Here is a 26,990-nt window from a genome sequence, read left to right on the forward strand (position 1 = left end):
CTATTGCCGAAAAACTTTATGTGTTAGCGCTTGGTCAAATAATCATCTAATGCAGATAAATCCCCATACCACTTCTCCAATTGATGTCCTTCTGCCTCATGTTCTCTGAGCTTTGTCGTCACTGCTTGATCCAACTCACGAAATGGAAGACCCATCCGCCTTGCTAAAACATATATAGTAACAAGTAAACTAGACAAACTATCTATAATCATATTTTGATTTGCATGATGTAATCCTTTAAATAGGTTGGATATCTGATCCAATATTTCTGTTTTCAACCAATCAATCACACGAATATTTTTTGCAAACTGCATACCCCGTTCTGGTCGAGACACTTCGATCCCTCCTATCTAGGAGAAGTTTCCACAAAAGAGTTGGAAATTCCTTCCTGAACAAATGATTCCTCTACTTTATCTCACATTATTTTGTTATTTTGATCAAAGGATTGAAATCAGGAGGAGACATGACCAAGCATGTTCGAATAACTGATTGAGCTAGAGAGACCGAAAAGGATCTCTAGGAAATGGCTACTGCCCTTAGTGATCCATATAAGAAATCCACCATACAATAATTGATTTTTAACTGCTTGTTATATACAAATAGTTTCTGCTGTGTAAGTATATTTAAATTTATAGCATCACTTGTTTTGGGAAGTAAACAATATGTATTGGGATAAATAACCCTGATCATAAGCATCTTTTCCACAACTAAATCAGGAGAACAATGAAGACATTTAACAAACTCCTTAAGAAGACAGCGGGATTGCCCAAAAATATGAGGAGTTGGATATTCTTATTGAATTTATTCTGATCTCTAGCGATGAGGATATTGAAATATAAATGCCTGCTATGGCAGCAATCACAGATCAACGGATATGTTATAGACAAAATTGGTGGACACTGCGAGTTGAATCATAGTTGGACAGGCAACCGAGCATAGTGACCATTTTACCGTGTCCACAAAGCTTTCTGACCGTCTAAAAATAAGTAGCTTTTTACATTTATCCCTTATATCCGTTCAAAAAAGCTGTAATCGAAATAGAAAGATATTTGACACCATAAGAATTGAATTGTTGAGTCCCAAAATGCGGACAAGCAATCGGTTAGTTGAGATCATCAATCAGAGGCACGTATTATGTTGATAATAACTGATTCTAGATCCTTAGTTACCAAGAGACTTCCTGCCAAATGAACCTAATAGTAATGCGGTTTGCCTCTCGGCTCCAAAGTAATTGGTATATCATCTATCTGTACCTATTAAGTAAGAATACTAACGATCTCATAAAACAAAACTTCATGAGATCGTGGTCATGTTATTTTCCTATTGAGTATTAACGTAAATCATTATGGATAGAAAAAACTGCTGACCAATTGGCCGGCAGTTTTCTGTTTTCTAGTCGTTTGTATATGGAAGCAATGCCATTTGACGTGCACGTTTGATTGCATGTGTCAATTGACGTTGATATTTGGAGCTAGTACCAGTTACACGACGAGGTAAAATCTTTCCTCGTTCGCTTACAAACTTACGAAGCAAGTCTACATCTTTGTAGTCGATGTAAGAAATTTTATTCACCGTAAAGAAACAAACTTTACGACGTTTATGCCCACGACGACGAGCCATCTTTGGTCCCTCCTTTTATTTTATTTCCGTTTTTTATTAAAAAGGAAGATCATCATCAGACAAATCGATTGGTTTACCTACACTTTGAAAGGGGTCTTGGCTTGACTGTTTTTTCTGTTGGTTCTGGTTGTTGTAGCCCATGTTGTTTTCACCAAAATTATTATCACTGTTTTGACTGTTACGTGAATCCAAGAACTTAACGCTATCTGCAACTACTTCTGTCGTCCAGACTTTACGTCCTTCTTGGTTATCATAGCTACTAACTTGTATACGGCCCTCTAGTGCAACCAAAGAACCCTTACGTGTATACTTTGCACAATTTTCGGCAAGACCTCGCCAAACGGAAATGAAAATAAAATCGGTCTCACGTTCACCTTGTTGGTTGGTATAATTGCGGTCTACTGCAAGTGTAAATTTTGCTACAGCTGCACCATTAGCAGTATACCGAAGTTCAGGATCACGTGTCAGTCGACCAACTAAAACGACCCTATTAAGCACTGGCAACCTCTCCCTTTTGCACGATGATCGTCACTTTTTTCTCTATTTTTGATCCAAGTTAATGGTCAGATATCTCATTACTTTGTCATTGATATTGAGTACACGTTCAACCTCTTGTACTGCATCAGCATTTGATTGGAAAGTCGTTACAGTATAGAAACCTTCACGATGGTTATCAATCAAATAAGCTAAACGACGTTTTCCCATGTCTTTCACTTCTTCTACCTGTCCACCCATATCGGTAACAATGGATTGTACTCTTTCACGAGTAGAGGTAAGAGCAGCTTCATCCACATCTGGACTAACAATAAACATCAGCTCATACTTTGACATATTTACACCTCCCTTTGGACTAACGGCCCTGTGAATACACAGAGCAAGGAGTGAGCTATACTCACACAATAACCTATTCTAGCAAAACAATCTAGTAAAAGCAAGGATCGAGCAAAAAGAAAGGAACAACATGTCCGTTGTCCCTCTGGAACCAATTGATACAAAAAAACGATATGTTAGTTAATCTCTTATTTTCCATCCCGGTGATGGCACATGTTTATACAAGTAGCTTTTGACTTTTGGGAAACTTTATCGAAATTAAACTTAGTGATGCTCTTCCTCATCTTCTGGAAAACTCATTTGCAGTAGATTTAGAAACTGTATCGCTTCGATTTCTTTTAAATTTAAATGATGCATCGCAGCTCGAGCTGCTGCTTTTCTATCTCCTAAAGTTTGGGCCAATGTCATCAAATAAAAGTTACTACCTTGTAGAAGGCCTTTGATTTGAACCAGTTGTCGATAAATGATAAACAGTAGTACAGCAAATATCACAACAATTATGATGACAGCCAAGAAGAAGCCTGCCAATAGTCCACTCAATGCCCCTGTCATATCACCCATGTTGGTTTACCTCATTACACATTAAATCGGAAGGTAATAATATCTCCATCTTGAACCACATACTCCTTCCCCTCTAAACGCATCAAACCTTTTTCTTTCGCTCCAACAAAACCACCTGAAGAAATCATTGCGTCATATCCCACGATCTCTGCTCGAATAAATCCTCTTTCAAAGTCCGTATGAATAACAGCTCCAGCTTGTGGTGCTTTCGTTCCTCTGCGGATCGTCCATGCGCGAACTTCTTTCTCTCCAGCTGTAAAGAAAGTGATCAGACCCAGTAGACGGTATGCTTCGTTTATGAGCCTGTCTAAACCAGATGACTGTAGACCCAACTCTTCGAGAAACATCTCGCGCTCTTCTCCATCTAACTCTGCAATTTCCGCCTCTACTTGTGCACTAATAGTAACAACACCAGCACCTTCCGTTTTGGCGATTTCCTTCACTTGCTGTACATAAGGATTTTCATCAGCAGATGCAACTTCATCTTCACTTACATTCGCTACATACAAGACATCTTTCATCGTTAACAAATTATATGTTTTTAGTTGAAGGAACTCATCATCGGATACTTCTGTCATTCGAGCTGGCTTTTCATCTTGTAGTGTTGTCAAAACTTTGGAAAGCAAAGCATGTTCTTGAACTGCTGCTTTCTCTCCTGTCTTCGCTTGACGAGATACCCGATCCAAACGCTTTTCAACTGTCTCCATATCCGATAAGATCAGCTCTAATTGAATGGTTGCCATATCGCTTGCTGGGTCTACTTTCCCAGATACATGTGTAATATTATCATCCTCAAAACACCGGACCACATGCAAAATCGCATCTACTTCACGGATATGAGATAAAAATTTATTCCCCAAACCTTCCCCTTGGCTAGCACCTTTTACTAATCCTGCGATATCTACAAATTGACACGCTGTTGGGATTACTTTCTGAGGATTAATTAAATTTGCTAATTTGGTTAAGCGCTCATCAGGAACATCTACAACACCTACATTTGGTTCGATCGTACAAAATGGATAATTTGCGGATTCTGCTCCTGCTTTTGTTATTGCATTAAATAAAGTTGATTTTCCTACGTTAGGTAATCCTACGATTCCTGTTGTTAATGCCACTACTTTTACCCCTTTACTTATTAACTAACTCTGTCTTCTTCTATCACTCTTGACTCTCGACTTTTTTTGCTGAGATCAATACTTTCTTGAGGCGCTGTTCAAAACGAGTTCTAGGGAGTAATACACTATGATCGCATCCTGTACACTTCATTCGGATATCCATTCCCATCCGTATTACCTTCCATGCATTGGTTCCACAAGGATGTCCTTTTTTCATTTGGACTACATCGCCTAAGCCAAACTCTTTTCTTTGCACTATTTACCACCCACTAATAGTGTTTTCTCTTTTCAGGATAGGAACAAACCAAAAGAAGTGTTTTTCAACTCTTTTAATCTAGTAATAGAAATGATAGGACACGTATAAATTGGCATCTGCTTCCGTATACTGTTAAGGAGTTTGAGAGCAATGGAGGGAGTATCATGAACCAAACGAATTCTTATAGTATTTCCCATACCAACCCGGAAGCGAAACTAGATGTAACCAATTCAATTATCTCTGTATTGCAAGAGTTTTCCTACCAAAAAATAGTCTGTGTCTGTATCGGCACTGATCGATCTACAGGTGACTCATTGGGACCACTTGTAGGTACATTCCTCTCTCAACATGAATCAGAACATTTCGCCGTACTCGGAACATTAGAAGAACCTGTCCATGCTTTAAATTTACCAGAAAAAATATCCTATCTTCAACGATTTCATCCACAATCATTAATTATTGCTATTGATGCATGTCTTGGCAAATTAAATAGTGTTGGTTCCATTCAGGTGGGTATTGGTCCTATTAGGCCTGGAGCTGGCGTTAACAAACAACTTCCAGAAGTAGGACAAATACATGTCACTGGAATTGTAAATGTTGCTGGGTTCATGGAATATATGGTACTACAAAATACTCGTTTAAGCACGGTTATGCGGATGGCGCAAATGATTGCAGACTCCATAGTGAACGCCACACAATTACAGACTGTTCAAGGTAAATGGCCTCAAGAGATATAAATTTTTCATGGTAAACAGTAAAGAAAACTTGCCATTCGGCAAGCCCTTTTACATATAGATTAACTTCAAAAACAGGGAGAGCATTTCCCCGCCTTACGAAAAAAGTTATTGGATCAAATGATCTTGGTGTATCAGTTCAATAAGCCGCTCTAATTCCCTGTCAGAATAATACTCGATTTCTATTCTTCCTTTTTTACGACCTTGTTTAATTTTCACAGGAGTGCTGAACACTTGTTGCAACATATCTTCATACCGTTTAATGGTCGGTTCCAAACGTTTTGGTACTTCTTTTGATTTTTGAGGCTGTTGTTGATGCAAACGTTGAATCCATTCTTCTAATTGACGTACACTAGCTCTCTCTTTAATTGCTTTAGTTGCTAACTGGATTTGTACTTGCTCATCTTTGACTCCTAAAATAGCACGTGCATGTCCCATCGATAATGTTCCACGTGAAACATCGGATTGTATCTCCATTGGCAATTGCAACAAACGTAGAAAATTCGTTACATGCGGACGACTTTTCCCTACACGCTCCGATAATTCTTCTTGTGTAAGGGTTAAACGATCCATCAATTTGTGATAAGCAGTAGCAATTTCCATTGGATTTAAATCTTCTCGTTGCAGGTTCTCGACAAGGGCTATTTCCATCATCTGTTCATCGGTAAACTCACGAATTACGATGGGTACTTTTTCTAGGAGTGCTAATTTTGCTGCTCGCAAGCGTCTTTCTCCAGCGATAACCTCATATCCTCGAATGCTTTTGCGAACGATTAATGGTTGAACGACACCATGTTGTTTTATCGAATCCGATAACTCTTGAATCCCTTGGTCATCGAAATGTTTCCGTGGCTGATATGGATTAGGACGAAGTTCTTCCACATTTGCTTCACTGATCACGTCTTCTTTTTCAACATCCACCTTTGTAAACAGTGCATCCAAACCTCTACCCAGACCTTTAGCCATTCGCCACTACCTCCTTCGCCAAACTCACATAACATTCTGCTCCGCGTGATTTCGCATCATATGCAAGAATGGGAACCCCATGGCTTGGTGCTTCACTCAAACGCACATTCCTTGGAATTACAGTATCATATACTTTGCTCTGAAAATATTTTTTTACTTCCTCCATAACTTGCATGGATAAATTCGTTCTACCATCAAACATGGTAAGCAAGACACCTTCTACTTCTAATCGTTTATTTAGATGTTTTTGCACAATGCGGATGGTATTTAATAATTGCCCGAGCCCTTCAAGTGCATAAAACTCACATTGTATAGGGATAAGTACCGATTCTACTGCAGTTAATGCATTAAGGGTAATAATACCTAAGGAAGGAGGACAATCAATAAAAATATAATCAAACTGATCTTTCACTTGTTGGATAGCCCATTTTAAACGTAACTCTCTTGAAATAGCTTGGCTAAGTTCAATTTCAGCTCCCGCTAATTGAATGGTAGCAGGTAATAACCACAAACCATCCACACTAGTAGGAATGATTACTTCAGCAGGGTTTTGTTCATTCATCAATACATCATAGACACATTCGTTAACATCGGCTTTGTTAATTCCTAAGCCACTAGTCGTATTTCCTTGGGGATCTATGTCTACCAACAATACTTTCTTTTTCATTGCTGCAACACTAGCTGATAGGTTGATCGATGTCGTCGTTTTGCCGACGCCCCCTTTTTGATTTGCAATTGCAATTACTCTGCCCACGATGCCACCTACTCACTTTTAACATTTTTCTCTATTATTCTATAGGAAAATCAATTTATCTATCAATCCCTTGTTGCTTTTGGAATACGAATCATCAATTCATAAAACTGTTCTGATTCTTCCTCAGAAGCGATCACTTCCATCCCAGTCTGTTTAATCATATCCAAAGATTGCCGAATGGTATTGACTGCAAGTCGAAAATCACGCGAAGGCCTTGCAGTTTTTTTAGGAGTTTGCTTTGTCTCCAACAATTTGCGAATTCTTTCTTCTGTCTGCTTTACATTCCACTCTTTTTCTATAATTTCGGTTAAGCATTTGTACTGTTTCTCTTCATCTTTTAAGGAAAGAAGTGCACGAGCATGTCTTTCTGTTATCGATCGATCGAGCAAAGCATCTTGAACAAAAGATGGAAGTTGTAACAGCCTTAATTTATTAGCAATAGTAGATTGACTCTTCCCCAGTCTTTGAGCTAACCCATCTTGTGTTAAATGATGAACTTCTAAAAGCTGCTCTAACGCTTTTGCTTCTTCAATAGATGTTAATTCTTCTCTTTGTAAATTTTCAATCAATGCAGCAGATGCTGCCTGTGAATCACTTAATTCGCGTATAATTGCTGGGATTGTAGGAAAGTTCAACTTCTTTACGGCACGAAGTCTTCTTTCTCCCGCAATTAATTCATAGTGTTTGCCCTTTTGACGAACCACAACAGGTTGAATAACTCCGTGGAGTCGGATTGTTTGGCACAACTCTTCTAGCCGATCATCTAAGAAAACTACACGTGGTTGATAGGGACTAGGTTTGATGAGGCTTACAGGGACTTGTTTTACCTGCTCCACTTGCTGTTTCTCTGCTAAGCCAAATAACCGACTAAACGGTTCTTTCATACCACTCCACCGCCGTTCACCATATTCTAATTGCCAAAGCAAGTGTTGTATAATTGCATAAACCTGCTTTTATTCTTTATCATTTCGCTATGAAATCGTTACCACCTGCTAAATAAGTTAAATTTTGGGCGTTCCACGTGGAACATTTTCATATGTAGTTATTCCTTTGTCATTTAGATATTACTATTTACATTAGATTTAGTTGTCCTTTTTAAATTGGGTGTTTCTGAATAGAAAATCCTTGATCCTATTACTTGTAATTGGTAGAATCGTTGAGAGGGAAAATAGAAAACTACGCGATTGATCCTAGGAGGAAATCGAAATGAGTACACCTGTCTACATAGGTAATGACCAAGGTTACTATGGTACAAAGGTAGTTAGCCGTGCTAATGGTAAATTCTATAAAATGTTTATCCGCAATATGGTTGTCCCTAACCGCGTTGGCGAAATCACTTACAATAATGACCCCCATAACATCATGTATCGCGAAGCGGATGGAGATCGTGAATGGTTCTGTGGAAAGCTTGCCGTAGAACAATCCGGAGATGATGAATTATTCGATTCTCACAAACGACGCCTTTTTAGCCCAACATGGTTCCGCGAGCAAGAATACCTCATTATGTTTCGTGTAAGTACTGGTTTGATGCTGCAAGGAAACAATGAACCTGTTGTATCCGTAGCACTTCCAACTGATAGTTACATCGACTACAAAGACGAATTAAAAAGACGCCTCATTGGAAAACACACTTTCGAAGTAAAACAAGGTAATTTGCCTTATCGCAAAATCGAATTTGAAATCAAAAAAGAAAATCTATTTGTTATCAGTCAGCCAATGGCAACTTTATTCCACATTGCTCTTGACCGTGATGGAAAACTATTAAATGAAGATCTCTTTATCCAAAAGGTAAGTATTAACGACCTTGGTTTTGGTACTTCGGACATTGAGACCCTACATGGTGAAACAATTATTAAACGTCAAAGCTTTACATCTCGACATGCAATGCTAAATGTCTACAATTTACTATCGAAACGCTTACTTGAGTTCACTCGTACTGCTGATGCGGAAAACAATGGGAAAGAATATCCGATTTGGAGTCTTCCTCGCATCGTAAACTCAGGAGAAATCAGTTTTAAAGGAAAAACACATGATGTAAGCGCGATCGTACAAGAATGTGTTCGCGAAGTTGGGTCTAATCTCGTGGAAGAAGTATGGCAACGACTTGATTTTGGTGATGATATTACCTATATCATCTTAACAGGTGGTGCATCCATTCCATTTAAACCATTCTACCGTGAGCGTTTTGGAGATAAATTGATTTTCGCAGAAGATTACGGAATTGAAGCTCAATTTGCAAATGGTTTTGGACTTTGTAAATTCTCCCAATCGAAATCAAAAGCTGTACCAGTTAAAGACCTATTAGAAGCAGCTGCGACCATTCAACAAGAATTTACTGTTCCAGATGCATTAAGCGAAGCCATGAACAAAAAACAACAAACGCCACAACAAAAAATCAAAAATAAGTAAGTATTCCTGTGTAAGGTCTAGCTTATTGAGAGAATCCCCCAAAATATTGGGGGATTCTGCTATATTCTTCCCTATTTTACGTGTTAACATATCGAAAAAGGAACTAGCCTTCTGTTGAAAAAAAAGAGATAATAGGATGGAAGAAATGGGCGATCAATATTTTATTAAGAAATAAAAAGGAGGGATACGAGATGAATGAAAAAGTGCAGGAGTTTGATACAGTTGTTTTAGGTTTTGATGAGAAATCAAAAGCAACCGTTGAAGCACTTCAAGAACAGGGGAAAAATGTCCTATATATATCAATAGATCCTCAAACTATGATAAGCCTAATAGCGCAAAAACAAGTCCATACAGCGGAATCGGATAAGGCGATATCACATTTACAGATACAAAAACATCACATGGAAACTCCTATTCAACATTCAACTACATATCTATTACAACCTATTGTACAAATAGAAACTACCACATCTGATCAAGTCATAGATCAGACTGCCAAAGAAACAGAAGAGATTGAGTTACAGATCCCTTCTCCAAACGATAACGTTTCGGATGTTGTATTACATGAAGAAGTAGAACCACAAAAGGTTGCATTTTCATTTGAAGAAGTGTCCAATGATCTACCACGCTCCAATGAGGACAAGGAAGCAGATGTCGTCGTCCAAGCTACTGGAGTAGAACATGGAACTAAAAAAATGGATGAAGAACAATCGGCAGAAAAAATTGCTATAGATATGAAAACAGAACCTGTAGATGATAGGGCACAAGAACAATCTTCAGATGAATCCATAGAAGATACAGAAGAAAAAATAGCAAATGAAGCGACCGTGGAACAGGAAGAGGAACAAGAACAACAACCTGATGAAGACAAAGAAGAAAAAACATCGAAGGAAGTCTCTGCTGAAGAATCAGAAGAATTCTCTTTCCCTATTATTACGCCGCTCACAAAAGAGAGCTCTTTAATTGACAATCGTATGCTAGGAATACGCGGAAGCAAGTATCGTGGACTACAGCGCAGTAACAAGCCTGGTGCTGGTTCTATGCTCTCTTCCTATCATTTGTTTAATCCAATTCGTATAGAGGGAGAAGAAGATACAGAAGCCTTGCCTTTCACAGCAGAGCAAGACACAACAGTTCCATTAGAAAATGAATCAAATATAGAAACCTCCGAACAAGATGAGATAAAGCAAAATGATTCCATGGAAAAATTGTCGTTTATGGACAAAAACTTTATTTTTCATGGTCCACAACTGTCACCAGACGACACTACTATCTCTCCCCAACTGAATTCCGAATCAGATGAGGTTGAAGATAATGAACAGCAAGATGAATACCTAAAATCATCAGACACACAATTAGAGTTTGTTGAAGACCAGGATGAGTGGGATGATCCAGATCTCATGGACCAAGAAAACCATCCTAACACTAATCAAAAAAAGAAAATGTTACCCGACTTTGACGATCTCATTTTACAATCCCATTTAGAAGAAGATGTTTCTTTAGAGGATGACAACAGTGTTATGAATGAAACGAGCAATTCAGATGTAGACGACGAAAACAACATAGAAAAAGATTCTACTACGAAAGATGAACAAATCGAATCAGAAGAGGAGCATACGAATCCTCCTACACTGGTATTGGATCGAGACATTCGACTACGGAAAAAGTTTTCATTCCATCAACTGCATCAAGAAACAAAACCGGAGCAAACCCTCGACTCTGTAAATCGAGAAAAAACAGTTAAAAATAATGAAGAAGAACAAACAACGAAAAAACCTGATATTTTCCCACTTGAACCATTTTCATCGCGGCGAAGAAATAAAAAAAGTCGACTCTTTTCAACCTTAGAATCAACAATACCGAATCCGATTGTTCAACCATCTACAACACCGAAACAAGAAAAATCTTTTTCTAACTTGATTCAAGACTCCATCATACATCATGAAATAGAAGAAAAACCTGCTAAAACGATAAATCCAGAATCTATGGAGATGGAAGATTTTCTAGATCAAACCGAAGAAGACAATGAGAACGTAGAAACTAATTCAGACAATAACTTAAAGATCGATAACATCGAATTTGAAGAACCTTATGGTTACAATAGTTTTGAGGATTTCTTCCCATCATTTTCAAATAGTAATGATCGTAAACGACAAGAGATGGATAAGATTGAAAAACGAAAGATCGCCCTAAGAGGTCTTCACAATCTAATCAATAACTTAGGTTAGTCATGAGCACCTGTCAAATGGTGCCTTGCTCAGGCCTATAAGATCTATTACTGGCTAGCGTCTAAAGGCGCTAGCTTTCATTTTGTTCAGCCTATATATTACTTTTTCCACTTTTGCTTTTCCTAAAGAGACGTTTGTATTACTCAGCAGTCTTCCCATCTACTTAACTTAACTAGTGCGGTATCATGCTATTTCTTTTTTATCATTTACGCTCAAATGAACTGGGGGTAGTATCTTTTATGTCAACAACCCACCTTCTACAGAAATTAATCGTGTATTGACTGGAAAGAACCAGAGGTGGGTAATCTATGTAGATGAATAGAGTAACACGGAAAATAGAGATAATCCAAAAAACAGCAAGCCTAGTTTAAAATTTATGTTTGAACATTTTTTCGCGTTATGATCTTGGAGAGTTCTAAAAAAGAAAAACCGAAATCCTTCTGGTTTTTGCTTTTTGTTTGTTATTCATGCAACCCAAATCATTGCTAATATATTTGTATTAAAGTATGATCTACTTGTATCCTACACCATCTCATCTTGGAGGTTGTTGTGGCTCTTTCAAAGTCTCAGATTCTGAGTGAACTCAATAAGGCTCGAATTCAGATGAATAATGATTTCAATAATACTTATCCGACTCGCAGGGATTATCCTAGGCATCAGGAGGATCTTCGGTATTATGACGAGCTGGAGAGGCTAGTGAATGAGGCCGCTCCTGGTAAGCAGCTGTCCTCGAAAAACAAGACCGCACAGAAGTTTTTGGATGAGGTTTACGCAGGAAAGCGCTACAGTAAAATGGATGATCCTTGGAATGACATCGCTGAGTACTTGAGGGCCAACAAGTAGGGCAACAGGTGTAATGCTTGCTGATCTAATCAGTGGCATTGCACCGCTGATTAGAAACACAGTAAAAGAAATATTTTCGAGTCCCATCTGTTACAACGCCGAGCGGTTTCGCAAAAATAGACTAATTTTAATGATAAAAAATAATAAGAACATATAGCAAATAAGTAAAGGGCTACGCTAAGTTGGCGTAGCCCTTTTAGTCTAATGCTGTTGGTCAAATACCATCGATTATCACCATTACTCCCCCAGACAACACTGAGCTGATTGGCAAATTCTATCGCAATCATGACTAATGGATTTCTTTTCGCTTAGTCCCCGTCCATCTCAAAAAGTTGGTAGAACGCCCAACCCACGGTGTCCACCACAGAATATTTTAAAGGAAGATAACAGAACAGAGTGATCCCATAAAGGAAATACCAAACAACGACGCCGCCATTCCTCTCGATCTATTGGAGATCGGAAAGGAATGGCAGCTAAATGAAGAACTCGTTTAACGGAGGGCTTCGCGTACAACAGTAACTACTTCACTCAGGTCCTCTCGCTTCATGCTCTGTCCTCTTGGCGAACCAGCGATACCAGGCTTTCCACCAGCAGTCAGGTCCCCAGACTTTTTTCACACTGCCTCGCAGTTGACCTGATTTCCCTCACAAGAAACCACAATTGTACGACGTGAAGTATTGAACGTCACGATAACTGGAACAATAGTCCCATTAGGCTTATCGTAACCGCATTGCAGAAAACTTGAGAGATAATAAAAACGCGTACATGCCTATCTTCTTCTATTAGGCATGCCTCAATCTTATTTCTATGCTGTTGATCCCAATGCTTTCCTTTTTCAATCAACTCTTTGTTCCTGAAGAACAAGACTTGTTCGAGAAAGTCAAGGTGTTCTTTCACAAGAGATGTCACATCCCCGTGGAGTTGCTTGGACCAAATAGTCTCCGCAAAAGCCCAGGATGCGAGAAGATGGGATCGAGTTTTTCGATCCAACTCCTGATATGATGAGATCCTACACAGGAAATGTAGAGTGCAGAATCCCAGAAGGGGTTCTAACTAATGGGATTTCCCATAAGTGCATACAACCACTTCAGCGTTCCCAAGTCAATATGGGAAACACCTGCTGTGTAGAAAGATCGCACAAGGTGTACTTCCAACCCGGTACTGTGGTCTCTCCATACGTTGATTCTACAGTCGCTACTCGATCCCTTACTTCGGAGTTTTCTCGCTCACAAAGATATAACAATTAAAAACCTCTTTCGAGGTTTTTTAAAGGGGTGATTTTTTCATTATTCCTGCTTTTCGTGGGTATTTCTTTGGAGTTGCCTGATTTTTTTTCATCACTACCAAATTCCTCTGTCCCATTTGCTCTGGTAAGGTGAGTGGATGTACTTCCTTACTCGCTCTTCCTAAAATATATAAAGACTGCTTAGCAGACAGTACCTCCTGCTCCACCTCTGCACCTTTCATCGCTACAAAATCGCCGCCGATTCGGACAAATGGGAAACAATACTCCGCTAAAATATTTAATTTCGCAACTGCCCGAGAAGTGACGAGATCATAGTTTTCTCGATGAGCTGATAACAGAGCAATATCTTCTGCTCTTCCATGGATATAGTCTACATCCTTAAACCCCAATGAATCTCCAACTTCTTGTAAAAAATAGATTCGTTTTAAAAGAGAATCCAGCAGAGTAAGTTTGAGATGTGGAAACGCTATTTTTAACGGAATCCCAGGAAAGCCAGCTCCCGTTCCAACATCTAAAAGCTTCTGTGTATCTGTTAAGTCTATTACCCGGGAAATAGTCAAGGAATCATAAAAATGTTTGATAAAAACTTCTTGCTCCTCTGTGATCGCTGTCAAGTTCATCACTTTGTTTTTTTCAATCAGCAATCGATAATAGAGTTCAAATTGATCCAATTGCTCTTTGCTCAGATGATACTCATCTTGAAGATAACTTCTCATGCAGTTCGTCCGCCTTGTTCAATGTAAATCATAAGAATGGAAATATCTGCAGGATTCACTCCTGAGATCCGTGATGCTTGTCCCAAAGAAACTGGTTGCACTTGTTGTAATTTTTCTCTGGCTTCTGATGAAAGACCAGATATAGCGGTATAATCTACCCATTGAGGGATACGTTTTCCTTCCATCCGCTTCATTTTGTCTACTTGTTGCAAAGATTTTTGGATATACCCCTCGTACTTTAACTGAATTTCTACTTGCTCCATCTCTTCATCGCTCAATTCATTTGGCGATGGAGATAACTTCGTAATATCCTGATAAGAAAGTTCTGGACGTTTAATTAAATTGGCCAGTTCCATCACATTATTTAAATCCGGTGTTCCTAATTCAGCCAACTGAGCTTGTATTTCTGCATTTGGAGTTAACTTGGTACGACGCAATCTCTCGATTTCTGTTTCTATCGCTTCCCGCTTTGCGATAAACCGTTGGTATCGATCCTCTTTTATTAGTCCGATTGCATATCCTTTGTCTGTCAATCGCAAGTCTGCATTATCATGACGAAGCAACAATCGATATTCCGCTCGTGATGTTAACAAACGATATGGCTCATTGGTTCCTTTCGTAACTAAATCGTCAATAAGTACGCCAATATACGCTTCTGAGCGATCTAAAATAACAGGTTCCTGCTCTTGTACTTTTCTTGCTGCGTTTATACCAGCCATAATTCCTTGTGCTGCTGCCTCTTCATATCCAGATGTTCCATTTATTTGACCTGCTGTAAACAATCCAGGAACCAATTTTGTTTCTAAACTAGGCCATAGTTGGGTTGGGACAATCGCATCATATTCGATTGCATAGCCAGTACGAACCATCTGAGCTTTTTCCAATCCATCAATCGTCCGGAGAATGTCTTGCTGTACATCTTCTGGAAGGCTTGTGGATAAACCCTGAACATACATTTCCAGAGTCTCGCGTCCCTCTGGCTCGATAAAAATCTGATGACGATTTTTATCAGCAAAACGGACAATTTTATCTTCGATAGATGGGCAATATCTAGGACCTCTTCCCTCTATTTTTCCGGAATACATGGGTGCTCGATGCAAATTATCTTGGATATATTGATGGGTCTTTTCATTAGTGTAGGTTAACCAACATGGTAGTTGATCCGTGATATACTCTTTTGTCTCAAAAGAGAAAGCTCTTGGCTCTTCGTCCCCTGGTTGAATTTCCATTTTCGTTGTATCAATTGTTCTGCTATTAATTCTCGGTGGAGTACCTGTTTTAAATCGAACCATATCAAACCCGAGTTCTTGAAGATGATGTGCTAAATGAATGGATGGCTGTTGATTATTTGGTCCACTCTCATATTGGAGATCCCCGATGATGATTTTGCCGCGCAGATATGTTCCGGTTGTTAGAACTACTGTTTTGGAAAGATATTTAGCTCCTGTACGGGTAATAACTCCTTTACAAACACCATCTTCTATGATTAGTTGCTCGACCATATTTTGATGGAGAGTGAGGTTGGGCTCCTCTTCCAGTACCTTTTTCATTTCTCTTTGATACAGAACTTTATCTGCTTGTGCTCGCAAAGCATAAACAGCTGGCCCTTTACCTGTATTTAACATGCGCATTTGGATATGGGTTTTATCTATATTTTTTCCCATTTCTCCACCAAGAGCATCTATTTCACGAACAACATGACCTTTTGCTGGACCACCAATAGAAGGGTTACAAGGCATGTAGGCAATGGTATCCAAACTTAAGGTTAAAAGAAGCGTTTTGCATCCCATACGCGCTGCTGCTAGAGCAGACTCACAACCAGCATGTCCTGCTCCAATCACAATGACATCAAATGAACTTGCTTGGTAACTCACTTATTTCACAACCTCTCTTATTTAGTATTGCCACATAAGTAGACAACTTTTACTTTCCTAAACAAAACTGCGAAAAAATTTGATCAATCAAATCCTCTGCCACTGCTTCGCCAATTACTTCTCCTAATGCCTGCCAAGCATTTTTCATATCAATCTCAGCCATATCAAGGGGAACACCCTGTTCTACACCTGACATGACATCCAAAATGTTTTGTTTTGCCTGTTCCAAAAGTTGAATATGCCTAGCATTACTCACATAAGTTTGATCATTCATGTCTACCTGACCTGCAAAGAACATAACTTTAATAGCCTCTTCTAGCAAACTTAAACCTTCTTCTGTCTTCACAGAAAGAGGAATGATTTGTTTGCCCCCACTTCTCTGCCTGATTTCTTCATAATCGATACGTTTTGGCAAGTCCAGTTTATTGATTACAATAATAGTTGGAAATCCCTTTATCTTCTCAAGCAATCGAATATCTTCTGTTTGCAATTTTTCGGAGTGATTTAACATCAACAATACCAAATCAGCACTACGTAGTGCCTCTTCTGAACGCTGTACTCCAATCTGTTCCACAATATCTTCTGTTTCTCTTATTCCTGCTGTATCAAGAAGTTTCAATGGAATACCACGAACGTTGACATACTCCTCGATAACATCACGTGTCGTTCCTGGTATATCCGTTACGATCGCTTTATTTTCTTGGGTCAATGCATTCATCAAAGAGGACTTTCCTACGTTAGGACGACCAATAATTGCAGTAGCTATCCCTTCACGTAAAATTTTCCCTTGACGTGCTGTAAGCAGCAACCGTTCCAGTTCTTGATTGATTGCTTGGCATCGTTCTACTACATATTGGCTTGTTAATATATCTGCATCATACTCTGGATAATCTACATTTACAGCAAGATGAGCTAATGTCTCGACAATATCATTTCTTAGAGCACGAATATGTGTGGACAACTTACCTTCTGACTGACGAATGGCCACTTTAGCAGCTTTATCGGTCTTTGCACGAATCAAATCAATCACAGCTTCTGCTTGAGAAAGGTCAATCCGACCGTTAAGAAAAGCACGTTTCGTAAATTCCCCTGGTTCTGCAAGACGGACTCCTGTTTTTAGCAAAGCTCCAAGCGTTTGCTCAACTGCAATCAAGCCTCCGTGACAACTTATTTCGACAACATTTTCTCGTGTAAAGGTACGAGGAGCCAACATCACCGTGACCAATACTTCATCAATCTTCTCTTTGGTGTCTGGATCTAAAATATGCCCATAATGAACTGTATGAGAAAGAACTGTCGTAAGTTTATTTTTCCCTTGATATATATGATCGACACAAGTTAGTGCATCTGATCCACTAACTCGGATGATTGCAATACTACTTTCCCCCATTGCAGTAGCAATGGCAGCAATTGTATCGTTTTCCACAACATTCACCTCACAACTAATATCTAATCTTAACACAAATATACGAAAAAAAACTCCCAACTGGGAGTTGTTAGATCCTATATTATTTGGCTTCTGCCGGCTTCTTAAGCATCGGTTTTAAAATCAATTGATACTGTAAGATCGTAAAGATGTTACCATACACCCAATACAATGCCATTGCAGCTGGGAAGTTAAATGCTAGAACAAAAATCATGATAGGAAAAATCCAGACCATTATGCGCATTTGTGGATTATCCCCACTACCAGAAGCAACAAATTGTATGTAAGTAGTTATCGCAGCCAACAATGGTAGTAGATAGTAAGGATCAGGTTGTCCTAATTGCAAGTAGAGGAAAGATGACTCTGCGATATTTGCATCTCGAACAATTGCCTGGTAAAAGGCAAGTAAAATCGGCATTTGAATCAAAATTGGTAAACAGCCTGCCATTGGATTCACGTTATGCTCTTGATACAATTTCATGGTCTCTTGCTGCATTTTCTGTGGATCTTTTTTATATTTATCACGTATTTTCAACATTTGAGGCTGTATTTTTTGCATCTCTTGCATACTTTTTTGTTGACGATATGTTAATGGAAAAATAACTAGCCTGACGAGAAAAGTTACGACTAAAATCGACAATCCATAATTTCCAAGTAGTCCTGCAAACCAATCCATTAGCTGAGCTAAAGGAATAACAAAATATTTGTCCCAAAATCCCGCAGTAGCTGGGTCTAACTTCGCGTAATGAGCATCGGTCGGTGAACAACCGCTTAACAACAAAACGGCAAAGAGGGCGATGAATGCAAACATAAGATATTTTCGCCGCTTACTCAACAATAATTCCTCCTTAAGGATGAAACAAAGTTCTTATCTAAAGTTCTTATCTCTAGGGGACATGATCAATCCCACCAGGATGAAATGGATGACACTTGCAAATTCGCTTTACTGTATAGTAACCACCGCGCCAAAAGCCATGTCGTTCTATTGCTGTTAAGCCATATTGAGAACAGGTAGGGTAAAAACGACAACTGGGAGGTAACAGCGGTGAGATAAATTTCCGGTAAAAGCGGATAAAGAGAATTGCCAAACGTTTCAACGTTGATCACTCCTCTTTGTCACCTTAGGTACTTCTTTAAATACATTTGCTCGCTTCATCACATGACGAAGGCATGATTCTGTCTCTTTATAATCTAAACCTACAACTGGATTACGAACGATTAGAATGATGTCCATGTGAGGATGGATTTGATCCATCCAATGTCTTACGATTTCTTTCACTAATCTTTTAATCCGATTTCGCACCACAGCTTTTCCTATTTTGCGACTTATAGAGATTCCCACACGAGAAACACCCTCATCCATTCGCTTGAAGCTATATAAAACAAACTGGCGGTTTGCTACAGATGTACCTGCGCGAAAAACTCTGCGAAAATCGTTACGTCTCTTTAAGCGAAAAGCTCGTTGCACAAAATAGGCTCCCTTTCTCCAGCGTAGGATGAACTCTATATTGAAAAAAAGACCACAGATAGTAAGTGGTCCTAGAATTAAGCAGATAGCACTTTTCTTCCTTTGCGACGACGTGCAGCTAGCACTTTGCGTCCATTTTTTGTAGCCATTCTCGCACGGAAACCATGTACATTTTTTCGTCTGCGGTTACTTGGTTGATAAGTTCTCTTCATTTATGTTCACCTTGAAATGAAATCAAGGTTACCTCCCTTCTCTTCCAAAAGTAGTCGAATTTGTCGACAATCCTCCATATTATAGCTATCCAGTGGGCATAGTGTCAAGGAATGAGGGTACTGATATCTGATATATCCTTATAGTGGATTACCATTTTACATTGGGAAGTAAAAAAGTGTAATTTTATTAGGAAATAACAAAGAAGATGAAGGATACACACTCCTATTAAAAACAATAATGAAAATACTTCCATCATTATGAAACAAACAATGTGATTAAAATAGTAAAATCTACTATTTTGTTTCCCGGGGTGGGGGGTCGATTGTGATCGCGTGCTATCTTAGTACGCAATCTATAAGGAAGGATTAAAAGATGACTGGATAACGATTTGATATACCAACCAGCATATTAGTAAAGCACTATCGACAAACATGAAGAAGCAAAAATAAGGATAAATCTGTACATTGAAGTTACAAAATTAGTTGACTCTCATATAGGATAGGGCGATGATCTGCACCAAACACTTTGTCTTTTTCTCCAAGATCATATCTTTTACTGTGATGCATAGCTTAGGAAGAAAAGAAAGAAGGGAAACTGCTCCACTATATCATTTGAAACAGATATCTTAAAACAGATTTGTTCCTATATATAATATGTTACCTTCCTATCATTATCGATAGCAATTTTCTCATCTTTTATCTTCATAGAAAACAACTTTATAGATATTAAACTCTATAACCCTTATGTAATAAGCTATTAACTAACTTATCCACTTGTTATCAACAACTTATGCACAGGTTATAAACAATTTTTCCACAAGTTATCCACAGAAATTGAAAAAATATCGTTCCAAAGTTCGTTGCTTCATTTAAAAAATTTTCCTTACAACGAGAAGAGTTATCTTTTTGATACCAATCCACTTGTTATTCTTTATTATTATAGAAAAACATTCTATAAATCTTTAATTCACTATACCCTTTTGTTTATATGGATTTTGCTGTGTTATCCACTTATTTTCCACAAGTTATTAACAGGTTATCAACAGGTTTCCCACAGGTTATCCACAGAATTTAGTTAATTCACTTCCAAATAGGGCTTATTTGTGACAGTTTAAAGGATTGTGGACAACTAATTTTGGAGTTATCCACAACTTATCCACTCATTATACACAGAAATTCAGCCTGTGGATAAGTAGTTATCCACAGGCTGTGGGTAAGTGGATAACTATTGAAAAGTCCTTGTCATATATAGCCCAATTTGATATTCTTATTTTGTTTTCTCCGTGGATAAGTTTGAACAAAACTTAAGTTTTCCACAGATTGTGGATAAGTCAGGATGCTTTTACCTTTTGCTTATCAACTCAAAGTTATCCACAATCTGTGGATAATGTGGATAACTCTGTGGAGTACTTTCATTTAGACTTCTTGTTTTGTGGATAACCACTCACGACATATCAAAGAGAGGAGGACATATTTCATGTATTCTGCTGATGAGCTATGGCTTCATGCCTTAAAAACAGCTTGTTCTGATGAATCTGCAGATGTAGAACAATTATTAATTCAGACTAAAGTTGTGGAGAGTAGACCAAATTTCTTACTTATAGCAGTACCAGATTTTTTTACACGGGATTGGCTTATACACCGTGCCAAAAACAAAATATTACTTGCTCTAAAAGAAATTTCAGGCATCTCCATGGAAGTAGACTTTGTTCTACATTCATTGGATGAGACAGAAGTGGAAGTAGAGCCAAATGTGGAGACCAATAACAAACCTGCACAATTAGACCAATCATTGCCAGAGGTTTCAGCACAGATGGAAGAAGTACCATCATCTTCTCAGTTAAATCCGAAATATACCTTTCAAACATTTGTCATCGGACCAGGCAATCGATTTGCCCATGCGGCATCACTGGCAGTAGCTGCACAACCTGCAAACACCTACAATCCACTTTTTATCTATGGAGGTGTTGGATTGGGAAAAACCCATCTTATGCATGCGATAGGACATTATGTAAAAGAACAAAATCCTGAAAGTAGAATCTGTTACATATCTTCTGAGAAATTTACAAATGAATTTATTAACGGAATTGTCAGCGGGAACGTGGAACCCTTTCGTAATCGATATCGCTCAGTTGATGTGTTATTAATTGACGATATTCAGTTCCTTGCCAAAAAAGAAGGGACACAAGAGGAGTTTTTCCATACTTTTAACGCTTTGCATGAATTGCACAAGCAAATCATTATCTCAAGTGATCGACCACCTAAAGAAATTCCATTTCTAGAAGACCGACTTCGATCTCGATTCGAATGGGGTCTTATCACTGATGTTCAGCCGCCTGATTTGGAAACTAGGATCGCTATTCTCCGCAAAAAAGCGATCGCGGACAACTTGGATGTTACCAATGAGGTGCTTTACTATATAGCGGATCAAGTAGCAAATAATATTCGGGAATTAGAAGGTGCACTTATACGCGTAGTTGCTTATTCTACCATGCTTAATCAGCCTATAACGATTGATCTAGCCCTTGAAGCATTAAAAAATCTAGTAGCACCCAATCAACCAAAAGTAATTGGTATTCCAGATATCCAACAAGTAGTAGGAAATTATTATCAACTTCGTATCGAAGATTTAAAAAGCAAAAAACGTACCAAAACCATCGCATATCCTAGACAGATCGCTATGTATCTCTCCCGAGAACTAACGGATAGCTCACTTCCAAAAATCGGAGAAGATTTTGGAGGACGAGATCATACTACAGTTATTCATGCTCATGAAAAAATAAGTCGCATGTTGAATAATGACCAAGAACTCGAACAAGTAATCATGGAACTAAAAAATCGTCTCAGTCGAAACAGTTAATCACAGGCTGATGTGAATACTGTGGAAAACTCACCTTGCCTATACACAGCTTATCCACAACGTGTATAGGCTTTGTTGCTTGGCTCATCCTACTTATCCACAGTATCCACAGGTACTATTACTACTACTACTAATCTTTATTAAAAAATAAATAAATAAGTAGTAGGATAAAAAAGAAATTTTCGGATGTAAAAAGTTAAAATCATTCCTACAGAAATGTCGAGGGGATAATATGAAATTACGAATCTTGCAAAGTGTATTGGTTGATGCTGTATCCCAAGTAACAAAAGCAGTATCTACAAGAACTACCATACCGATCTTAACGGGAATTAAAGTAACTGCAGAAGAAGATCAACTTATTCTTACAGGCAGTAATTCTGATATGACAATCGAAACCAAAATTCCTAGAGTAAAAGATGAAAAAGAACAGCTATTTGTGGAAAAAATAGGTAGTGTAGTTGTCCCTGGAAAAATTTTTGCAGAAATTGTTCGCAAACTTCCCGGGAATGAGGTAGAGTGGATTGTTGGTGAACGAAATGGAATTACCATTCGTTCTGGAAAAGCTGAGTTTCAATTACATGGGTTACCAAGTGAAGAATATCCATCATTACCTCAGCTATATGAAGAGCAAGTGTTCTCCCTGTCTGCGGATCTGCTTCGTACGCTTGTACGTAAAACTAGTTTTGCTGTTGCGGTCAATGAAGCTCGTGGCGTGTTTACTGGTGTTCTTTTTCAGCTGGAAGAAGGCTTACTCACTTGTGTAGCAACAGATAGTCATCGTTTATCCCGTCAAAAAACACAAGTAGAAAGCCTTCCTGATTTACAGTTGAATAATGTAATTATTCCAGGTAAAAGCATGAGCGAATTGGCGAAGACCTTTGCAGACGAAACAGAATTAGTAGATCTGGTAGTTGCTGGAAACCAACTGCTTGCTCGAACAAAACATCTGTCTTTTTATACCAGATTATTGGAAGGAAGTTACCCAGATACCAATCGCGTTATTCCACAAACAGGAGACGTGGAAGTTACCACGAAAACAAAAGAATTGTTACAATCTGTTGAGCGTGCATCTCTTATTAGCAGGGATGGCCGGGATAATGTGATAAAATGGACTGTGAGCGATAATCAGGTGCAAATCACCTCAGCTTCTCAAGAAATAGGAAGTGTTGTTGAAGAGATTCAAGCGGATGTAAAAGGTCCATCTTTAACCATTTCTTTCAATGCTAGATACATGATAGAGGCCCTACGCACTATTGACAGCGAGGAAATCCACATTCAATTTACAGGATCTATGACACCTTTTCTCATGCAACCCACTGATAGAAACGATTCACTTCACCTCATCGTGCCCATTCGGACTCGCTAAGGTAGAAAGGAACGAACATGAAAAAAATTGCAATTCAAGGTGAATACATGACACTAGGGCAGTTACTAAAATCAGTTGATTTGATTGCTAGTGGTGGGGAAGCAAAGATTTTTCTACAGACATACCAAGTTTTGATAAATGGAGAACCTGATGATCGACGAGGACGCAAACTATATCCACAGGATAAAATTGGAATCGAAGGATATGGTGAGATATATCTGGTTTAGTGGAGGGATCATGAATTGCATGTAACGTCGTTACAACTACAACAATTTCGCAATATCCCAGAACTAGACTTGAGTTGTCCGGAAGATCTACATCTGTTTGTAGGTGCAAATGCACAAGGAAAGACAAATTTATTGGAATCTTTATACATGATATCTTTAGGGAAATCGCATCGCGCACGTTCTTTGCAAGAATGCATACGGTTTGGTGAACAAACTGCTATGATTCGAACCAGAACAGAAGCAAGATCGAAAAAAAACAGATTGGAGTTAAAACTCCTTCCTAAAGGCAGAAAAATAAAGAAGAATGGTTTGGAAGTTGCCAAGCTCAGTCAATATATCGGAACTTTACCAGTTGTCTTATTTGCCCCTGAAGATTTACAACTAGTAAAAGGCGGACCACAAGTTAGAAGAAAATTTTTGGATGTCGAAATAGGTCAAATAAGTCCTGCTTATGTCCATCACTTGACGCAGCTTAAAAATTTGTTGAAAGAGCGAAATCAACTTTTAAAAAATTTGTCAAAAAATAATACATTCCCACTCACTTTTTTAGATGTGCTAGATGAGCAGTTAATCGAACTCTCTGTTTCTATTTGGAGAAAAAGGATAGAATCATTAGCTAGGTTGCAAGAATGGGCAGAAGAAATTCACCTTTCTATCACAAAAGGAGAAGAGAGGCTTCGAATAGAATATATTCCATCTGTTCCTATCCATGCCCAAATGTCTGAACAAGATATGAAACATGTCATGCTGAAATCACTTGAAAAAGTGAGAAAAAAAGAAATCATACTCGGAAATACATTACTTGGTCCTCACCGTGATGATTTTTCTCTCCAACAAAATAAGTTGGATTACCATACATTTGGATCACAAGGGCAGCAACGAACTGCTGCTCTATCCTTAAAATTAGCAGAATTGCAACTTGTCAAAGAAGCCAAAGGCAATTTCCCAGTGTTATTATTGGATGATGTACTATCCGAGTTAGATGATTCGCGTAAGACACATCTATTAGAGTCTATACGTGGACGAGTACAAACATTTGTAACCGCCACAGGTCTTGATGGAATTGATTTACAAACACAAAAACAAGCAGTTGTGTACCATGTAAAAAATGGTCATGTTACTCGCGCGTGATGAGGTGATGGTTATTTGTTTATTCACCTTGGTGGAAACCAGATGATAAGATTGAGTGATGTAGTTGCTATAGTTGATGCAGTTGGTGCGGTAAAATCTTCATCCAGCATTCCTTTTCCTACTTCTTCGGTCGAAGAAGTAAAATCTTTTATTATTACCACAAAGCACATTTATACATCACCTATCTCTTCCAACACATTGCTTAAACGATCTCAATCAGGATTAAAGGTGGTGAGTATGTTATGACAACGGGATACGATGAAACACAGATACAGGTATTAGAAGGATTAGAACCTGTCAGAAAGAGACCAGGAATGTATATTGGGTCTACTTCCAGTAGAGGATTACATCATTTGGTGTGGGAAGTAGTCGATAATAGTATCGATGAAGCATTAGCCGGGCGTTGTGATACGATTAAAGTAACAATCAATCCTGGCAACAGTGTTACTGTTGTGGATAATGGTAGTGGTATCCCAGTAGGTATCCAGCCAAAAGTAGGAAGACCTGCTGTAGAAGTAGTAATGACAGTACTCCATGCGGGTGGAAAATTTGATGGTGAAGGCTATCAGTTTTCAGGCGGTTTGCATGGTGTAGGTGTATCTGTTGTGAATGCGTTATCTAGTGAATTGGAAGTCATCGTCAAACGAGATGGGAAAATTCATCAGCAAGAATACTCTCGAGGAGTTCCGAAAACGGATTTGGAGGTAATTGGTACAACGAAAGACACAGGTACCACCATAACATTTCAACCAGATCCAGAGATTTTTACGGAGACAATCGAGTATGACTACGATATTTTGCGAAATCGTTTACGTGAGTTGGCATTTCTCAATCGTGGAGTAACGATTACGCTAAGTGACCAACGAGAAGAAGAAAAGAAAGAAGAAACTTTTCAATTTGAAGGCGGTATTGCATCTTTTGTGGAGTATCTCAATCGCAATCGGGAGGCATTGCATGAGCCGATTTACATCGAAGGCGAACGAGAGAGCATTCAAGTTCAAGTAGCGATGCAATACAACGATTCATACTCCTCCAATCTTTATAGTTATGCGAATAACATCCACACACATGAGGGTGGAACACACGAATCCGGTTTTAAAGCAGGGCTTACCCGTGTGATCAATGATTATGCGCGTCGTAATAATTTACTAAAAGATAACGAAAGTAATTTAACTGGAGACGATGTGCGAGAAGGTTTGACCGCTATTATCAGCGTGAAGATACCTGACCCACAGTTTGAAGGTCAAACGAAAACGAAGTTAGGAAATAGTGAAGCACGTTCTGCTACAGAGCAATTGTTTGTGGATTACTTGCAGGCATATCTGGATGAAAATCCAGGTGTAGGTAAGAAGATTATCAACAAATCTGTTACTGCTGCTCGTGCTAGAGAAGCTGCTCGAAAAGCTCGTGAGTTAACAAGAAGAAAAAATGCTCTAGAAGTAAGTGCATTGCCCGGGAAATTAGCTGATTGTACGACAAAAGATGCCTCGATCAGTGAATTGTTTATTGTTGAGGGAGACTCAGCGGGCGGTACTGCGAAACAGGGCCGTGATCGAATGTTCCAAGCTATCCTCCCACTCCGTGGGAAAATCCTCAATGTGGAAAAAGCACGTTTGGATAAGGCTTTGTCCAATGAAGAGATACGGACGATTATTACAGCACTTGGTACAGGGATTGCAGATGATTTTCAGATTGATAAAGCTCGTTACCACAAAGTTGTTATCATGACAGATGCAGATGTTGATGGAGCTCATATTCGTACCTTGTTACTTACTTTTTTCTTTCGCTATATGCGTTCCTTGATCGAAGAGGGATATGTGTACATCGCACAGCCTCCTTTGTACAAGGTGTCTCAAGGAAAAATTATCCGCTATGCCTATTCCGATGCTATGAAAAATCAAGTGGTGAAAGAACTGGAAGGAAAAGGAAAAGTGGAGATCCAGCGTTACAAAGGTTTGGGTGAGATGAATGCCACACAGCTTTGGGAAACCACAATGGACCCAGACAGCAGAACGCTCCGTCAAGTTTCTTTCCAAGATGCCATGGATGCGGATCAAGTACTTGAAATGTTGATGGGAGATCGCGTAGAACCCAGACGCGAATTTATTCAAGAATATGCCAACCAGGCAACATTAGATATCTAAAAT

Annotated in this window: 27 protein-coding genes; 10 read left to right on the forward strand and 17 right to left on the reverse strand. The window is 38.8% G+C overall.

The window, feature by feature from the left end:
* Nucleotides 1–23 precede the first annotated feature (23 nt).
* The 7 genes from GSM42_RS04795 to GSM42_RS04825 all read right to left on the reverse strand — a co-directional run bounded on the left by GSM42_RS04795 (nucleotide 24) and on the right by GSM42_RS04825 (nucleotide 4,383).
* Nucleotides 24–335, reverse strand: a complete 312-nt coding sequence (locus GSM42_RS04795; protein WP_160800394.1) for a MazG-like family protein — start codon at nucleotides 333–335, stop codon at nucleotides 24–26.
* A gap of 1,057 nt (nucleotides 336–1,392) precedes the next feature.
* The gene (gene rpsR, locus GSM42_RS04800) at nucleotides 1,393–1,620 is read right to left on the reverse strand and encodes a 30S ribosomal protein S18 (protein WP_160800395.1); all 228 of its coding nucleotides are present in this window, start codon (nucleotides 1,618–1,620) and stop codon (nucleotides 1,393–1,395) included.
* 36 nt (nucleotides 1,621–1,656) lie between these two features.
* On the reverse strand, nucleotides 1,657–2,118 hold the full coding sequence (locus tag GSM42_RS04805; protein ID WP_160800396.1) for a single-stranded DNA-binding protein: 462 nt from the start codon (nucleotides 2,116–2,118) through the stop codon (nucleotides 1,657–1,659).
* A gap of 42 nt (nucleotides 2,119–2,160) precedes the next feature.
* Nucleotides 2,161–2,451 carry a 30S ribosomal protein S6 gene (gene rpsF, locus GSM42_RS04810; protein WP_160800397.1) on the reverse strand — a complete coding sequence of 97 codons (291 nt, stop codon included), beginning with the start codon at nucleotides 2,449–2,451 and terminating at the stop codon, nucleotides 2,161–2,163.
* A gap of 264 nt (nucleotides 2,452–2,715) precedes the next feature.
* Nucleotides 2,716–3,012 (reverse strand): hypothetical protein, encoded by a 297-nt coding sequence (locus GSM42_RS04815; protein ID WP_160800398.1) that lies wholly within the window; start codon nucleotides 3,010–3,012, stop codon nucleotides 2,716–2,718.
* Nucleotides 3,013–3,026: 14 nt separating this feature from the next.
* Complete coding sequence (gene ychF / locus GSM42_RS04820; protein WP_160800399.1) at nucleotides 3,027–4,127, reverse strand: redox-regulated ATPase YchF; 1,101 nt, start codon at nucleotides 4,125–4,127, stop codon at nucleotides 3,027–3,029.
* 43 nt (nucleotides 4,128–4,170) lie between these two features.
* Nucleotides 4,171–4,383: a DUF951 family protein gene (locus GSM42_RS04825; RefSeq protein ID WP_160800400.1), complete on the reverse strand. Its 213-nt coding sequence runs from the start codon at nucleotides 4,381–4,383 to the stop codon at nucleotides 4,171–4,173.
* A 164-nt stretch (nucleotides 4,384–4,547) separates the two neighbouring features.
* Between GSM42_RS04825 and yyaC the strand changes: the two genes are divergently transcribed.
* Nucleotides 4,548–5,120 carry a spore protease YyaC gene (gene yyaC, locus GSM42_RS04830; RefSeq protein WP_160800401.1) on the forward strand — a complete coding sequence of 191 codons (573 nt, stop codon included), beginning with the start codon at nucleotides 4,548–4,550 and terminating at the stop codon, nucleotides 5,118–5,120.
* 105 nt (nucleotides 5,121–5,225) lie between these two features.
* Here the strand turns inward: yyaC and GSM42_RS04835 are convergent, their stop codons facing one another.
* From GSM42_RS04835 to noc, 3 genes are all read right to left on the reverse strand, one after another.
* The gene (locus GSM42_RS04835; protein WP_160800402.1) at nucleotides 5,226–6,083 is read right to left on the reverse strand and encodes a ParB/RepB/Spo0J family partition protein; all 858 of its coding nucleotides are present in this window, start codon (nucleotides 6,081–6,083) and stop codon (nucleotides 5,226–5,228) included.
* Entirely contained in the window at nucleotides 6,076–6,837 is a 762-nt protein-coding gene (locus GSM42_RS04840; RefSeq protein ID WP_160800403.1) for an AAA family ATPase, read from the reverse strand. Before GSM42_RS04840 ends, GSM42_RS04835 begins: the two co-directional genes overlap by 8 nt.
* A gap of 62 nt (nucleotides 6,838–6,899) precedes the next feature.
* Nucleotides 6,900–7,721, reverse strand: a complete 822-nt coding sequence (gene noc, locus GSM42_RS04845) for a nucleoid occlusion protein (protein WP_160800404.1) — start codon at nucleotides 7,719–7,721, stop codon at nucleotides 6,900–6,902.
* 322 nt (nucleotides 7,722–8,043) lie between these two features.
* Here noc and GSM42_RS04850 point away from each other — a divergent pair, with 322 nt between their 5' ends.
* The 3 genes from GSM42_RS04850 (at nucleotide 8,044) to GSM42_RS04860 (ending at nucleotide 12,317) form a co-directional block, all read left to right on the forward strand.
* Nucleotides 8,044–9,246, forward strand: coding sequence for a ParM/StbA family protein (locus GSM42_RS04850; RefSeq protein ID WP_160800405.1), 1,203 nt, complete (start codon nucleotides 8,044–8,046; stop codon nucleotides 9,244–9,246).
* A gap of 191 nt (nucleotides 9,247–9,437) precedes the next feature.
* Nucleotides 9,438–11,474 (forward strand): hypothetical protein, encoded by a 2,037-nt coding sequence (locus GSM42_RS04855; RefSeq protein ID WP_160800406.1) that lies wholly within the window; start codon nucleotides 9,438–9,440, stop codon nucleotides 11,472–11,474.
* A gap of 549 nt (nucleotides 11,475–12,023) precedes the next feature.
* Nucleotides 12,024–12,317 (forward strand): hypothetical protein, encoded by a 294-nt coding sequence (locus tag GSM42_RS04860; protein ID WP_160800407.1) that lies wholly within the window; start codon nucleotides 12,024–12,026, stop codon nucleotides 12,315–12,317.
* Between the two features lie 1,266 nt (nucleotides 12,318–13,583).
* Here the strand turns inward: GSM42_RS04860 and rsmG are convergent.
* From rsmG to rpmH, 7 genes are all read right to left on the reverse strand, one after another.
* Nucleotides 13,584–14,279 carry a 16S rRNA (guanine(527)-N(7))-methyltransferase RsmG gene (gene rsmG, locus GSM42_RS04865; protein WP_160800408.1) on the reverse strand — a complete coding sequence of 232 codons (696 nt, stop codon included), beginning with the start codon at nucleotides 14,277–14,279 and terminating at the stop codon, nucleotides 13,584–13,586.
* Complete coding sequence (gene mnmG / locus GSM42_RS04870) at nucleotides 14,276–16,153, reverse strand: tRNA uridine-5-carboxymethylaminomethyl(34) synthesis enzyme MnmG (protein WP_160800409.1); 1,878 nt, start codon at nucleotides 16,151–16,153, stop codon at nucleotides 14,276–14,278. Before mnmG ends, rsmG begins: the two co-directional genes overlap by 4 nt.
* Nucleotides 16,154–16,202: 49 nt before the next feature.
* Complete coding sequence (mnmE, locus tag GSM42_RS04875) at nucleotides 16,203–17,579, reverse strand: tRNA uridine-5-carboxymethylaminomethyl(34) synthesis GTPase MnmE (protein WP_160800410.1); 1,377 nt, start codon at nucleotides 17,577–17,579, stop codon at nucleotides 16,203–16,205.
* A gap of 82 nt (nucleotides 17,580–17,661) precedes the next feature.
* Nucleotides 17,662–18,390: a membrane protein insertase YidC gene (gene yidC / locus GSM42_RS04880; RefSeq protein WP_160800472.1), complete on the reverse strand. Its 729-nt coding sequence runs from the start codon at nucleotides 18,388–18,390 to the stop codon at nucleotides 17,662–17,664.
* A gap of 76 nt (nucleotides 18,391–18,466) precedes the next feature.
* Nucleotides 18,467–18,676 carry a membrane protein insertion efficiency factor YidD gene (gene yidD / locus GSM42_RS04885; protein WP_160800411.1) on the reverse strand — a complete coding sequence of 70 codons (210 nt, stop codon included), beginning with the start codon at nucleotides 18,674–18,676 and terminating at the stop codon, nucleotides 18,467–18,469.
* Nucleotides 18,673–19,047: a ribonuclease P protein component gene (gene rnpA / locus GSM42_RS04890; RefSeq protein WP_338055240.1), complete on the reverse strand. Its 375-nt coding sequence runs from the start codon at nucleotides 19,045–19,047 to the stop codon at nucleotides 18,673–18,675. The genes yidD and rnpA overlap by 4 nt, the downstream gene beginning before the upstream one ends.
* A 77-nt stretch (nucleotides 19,048–19,124) precedes the next feature.
* Nucleotides 19,125–19,259: a 50S ribosomal protein L34 gene (rpmH, locus tag GSM42_RS04895; RefSeq protein WP_028778273.1), complete on the reverse strand. Its 135-nt coding sequence runs from the start codon at nucleotides 19,257–19,259 to the stop codon at nucleotides 19,125–19,127.
* 1,477 nt (nucleotides 19,260–20,736) lie between these two features.
* On the opposite strand from rpmH, the gene dnaA reads away from it, so the two are divergent.
* The 6 genes from dnaA (at nucleotide 20,737) to gyrB (ending at nucleotide 26,987) form a co-directional block, all read left to right on the forward strand.
* Complete coding sequence (gene dnaA, locus GSM42_RS04900) at nucleotides 20,737–22,119, forward strand: chromosomal replication initiator protein DnaA (RefSeq protein WP_160800412.1); 1,383 nt, start codon at nucleotides 20,737–20,739, stop codon at nucleotides 22,117–22,119.
* Between the two features lie 232 nt (nucleotides 22,120–22,351).
* On the forward strand, nucleotides 22,352–23,485 hold the full coding sequence (gene dnaN / locus GSM42_RS04905; protein WP_160800413.1) for a DNA polymerase III subunit beta: 1,134 nt from the start codon (nucleotides 22,352–22,354) through the stop codon (nucleotides 23,483–23,485).
* A gap of 17 nt (nucleotides 23,486–23,502) precedes the next feature.
* The gene (gene yaaA, locus GSM42_RS04910) at nucleotides 23,503–23,712 is read left to right on the forward strand and encodes a S4 domain-containing protein YaaA (RefSeq protein ID WP_160800414.1); all 210 of its coding nucleotides are present in this window, start codon (nucleotides 23,503–23,505) and stop codon (nucleotides 23,710–23,712) included.
* Between the two features lie 15 nt (nucleotides 23,713–23,727).
* Nucleotides 23,728–24,843, forward strand: a complete 1,116-nt coding sequence (recF, locus tag GSM42_RS04915) for a DNA replication/repair protein RecF (RefSeq protein WP_160800415.1) — start codon at nucleotides 23,728–23,730, stop codon at nucleotides 24,841–24,843.
* A 15-nt stretch (nucleotides 24,844–24,858) separates the two neighbouring features.
* On the forward strand, nucleotides 24,859–25,089 hold the full coding sequence (remB, locus tag GSM42_RS04920) for an extracellular matrix regulator RemB (RefSeq protein ID WP_420820966.1): 231 nt from the start codon (nucleotides 24,859–24,861) through the stop codon (nucleotides 25,087–25,089).
* Nucleotides 25,086–26,987, forward strand: coding sequence for a DNA topoisomerase (ATP-hydrolyzing) subunit B (gene gyrB, locus GSM42_RS04925; protein WP_160800417.1), 1,902 nt, complete (start codon nucleotides 25,086–25,088; stop codon nucleotides 26,985–26,987). The genes remB and gyrB overlap by 4 nt, the downstream gene beginning before the upstream one ends.
* Nucleotides 26,988–26,990: the final 3 nt, after the last annotated feature.

It is taken from the genome of Shimazuella alba (assembly GCF_009831235.1).
Taxonomy (GTDB): domain Bacteria; phylum Bacillota; class Bacilli; order Thermoactinomycetales; family Thermoactinomycetaceae; genus Shimazuella; species Shimazuella alba.

Excerpts from the sequence above, each read along its gene's own strand:
- GSM42_RS04835 (WP_160800402.1), bottom strand. The coding sequence starts at position 6,083 with ATGGCTAAAGGTCTGGGTAGAGGTTTGGATGCACTGTTTACAAAGGTG.
- yyaC (WP_160800401.1), top strand. The coding sequence starts at position 4,548 with ATGAACCAAACGAATTCTTATAGTATTTCCCATACCAACCCGGAAGCG.
- GSM42_RS04815 (WP_160800398.1), bottom strand. The coding sequence starts at position 3,012 with ATGGGTGATATGACAGGGGCATTGAGTGGACTATTGGCAGGCTTCTTC.
- dnaA (WP_160800412.1), top strand. The coding sequence starts at position 20,737 with ATGTATTCTGCTGATGAGCTATGGCTTCATGCCTTAAAAACAGCTTGT.
- noc (WP_160800404.1), bottom strand. The coding sequence starts at position 7,721 with ATGAAAGAACCGTTTAGTCGGTTATTTGGCTTAGCAGAGAAACAGCAA.
- yaaA (WP_160800414.1), top strand. The coding sequence starts at position 23,503 with ATGAAAAAAATTGCAATTCAAGGTGAATACATGACACTAGGGCAGTTA.
- dnaN (WP_160800413.1), top strand. The coding sequence starts at position 22,352 with ATGAAATTACGAATCTTGCAAAGTGTATTGGTTGATGCTGTATCCCAA.
- GSM42_RS04855 (WP_160800406.1), top strand. The coding sequence starts at position 9,438 with ATGAATGAAAAAGTGCAGGAGTTTGATACAGTTGTTTTAGGTTTTGAT.
- yidC (WP_160800472.1), bottom strand. The coding sequence starts at position 18,390 with ATGTTTGCATTCATCGCCCTCTTTGCCGTTTTGTTGTTAAGCGGTTGT.
- rpsR (WP_160800395.1), bottom strand. The coding sequence starts at position 1,620 with ATGGCTCGTCGTCGTGGGCATAAACGTCGTAAAGTTTGTTTCTTTACG.
- rpsF (WP_160800397.1), bottom strand. The coding sequence starts at position 2,451 with ATGTCAAAGTATGAGCTGATGTTTATTGTTAGTCCAGATGTGGATGAA.
- rpmH (WP_028778273.1), bottom strand. The coding sequence starts at position 19,259 with ATGAAGAGAACTTATCAACCAAGTAACCGCAGACGAAAAAATGTACAT.
- gyrB (WP_160800417.1), top strand. The coding sequence starts at position 25,086 with ATGACAACGGGATACGATGAAACACAGATACAGGTATTAGAAGGATTA.
- rsmG (WP_160800408.1), bottom strand. The coding sequence starts at position 14,279 with ATGAGAAGTTATCTTCAAGATGAGTATCATCTGAGCAAAGAGCAATTG.
- GSM42_RS04850 (WP_160800405.1), top strand. The coding sequence starts at position 8,044 with ATGAGTACACCTGTCTACATAGGTAATGACCAAGGTTACTATGGTACA.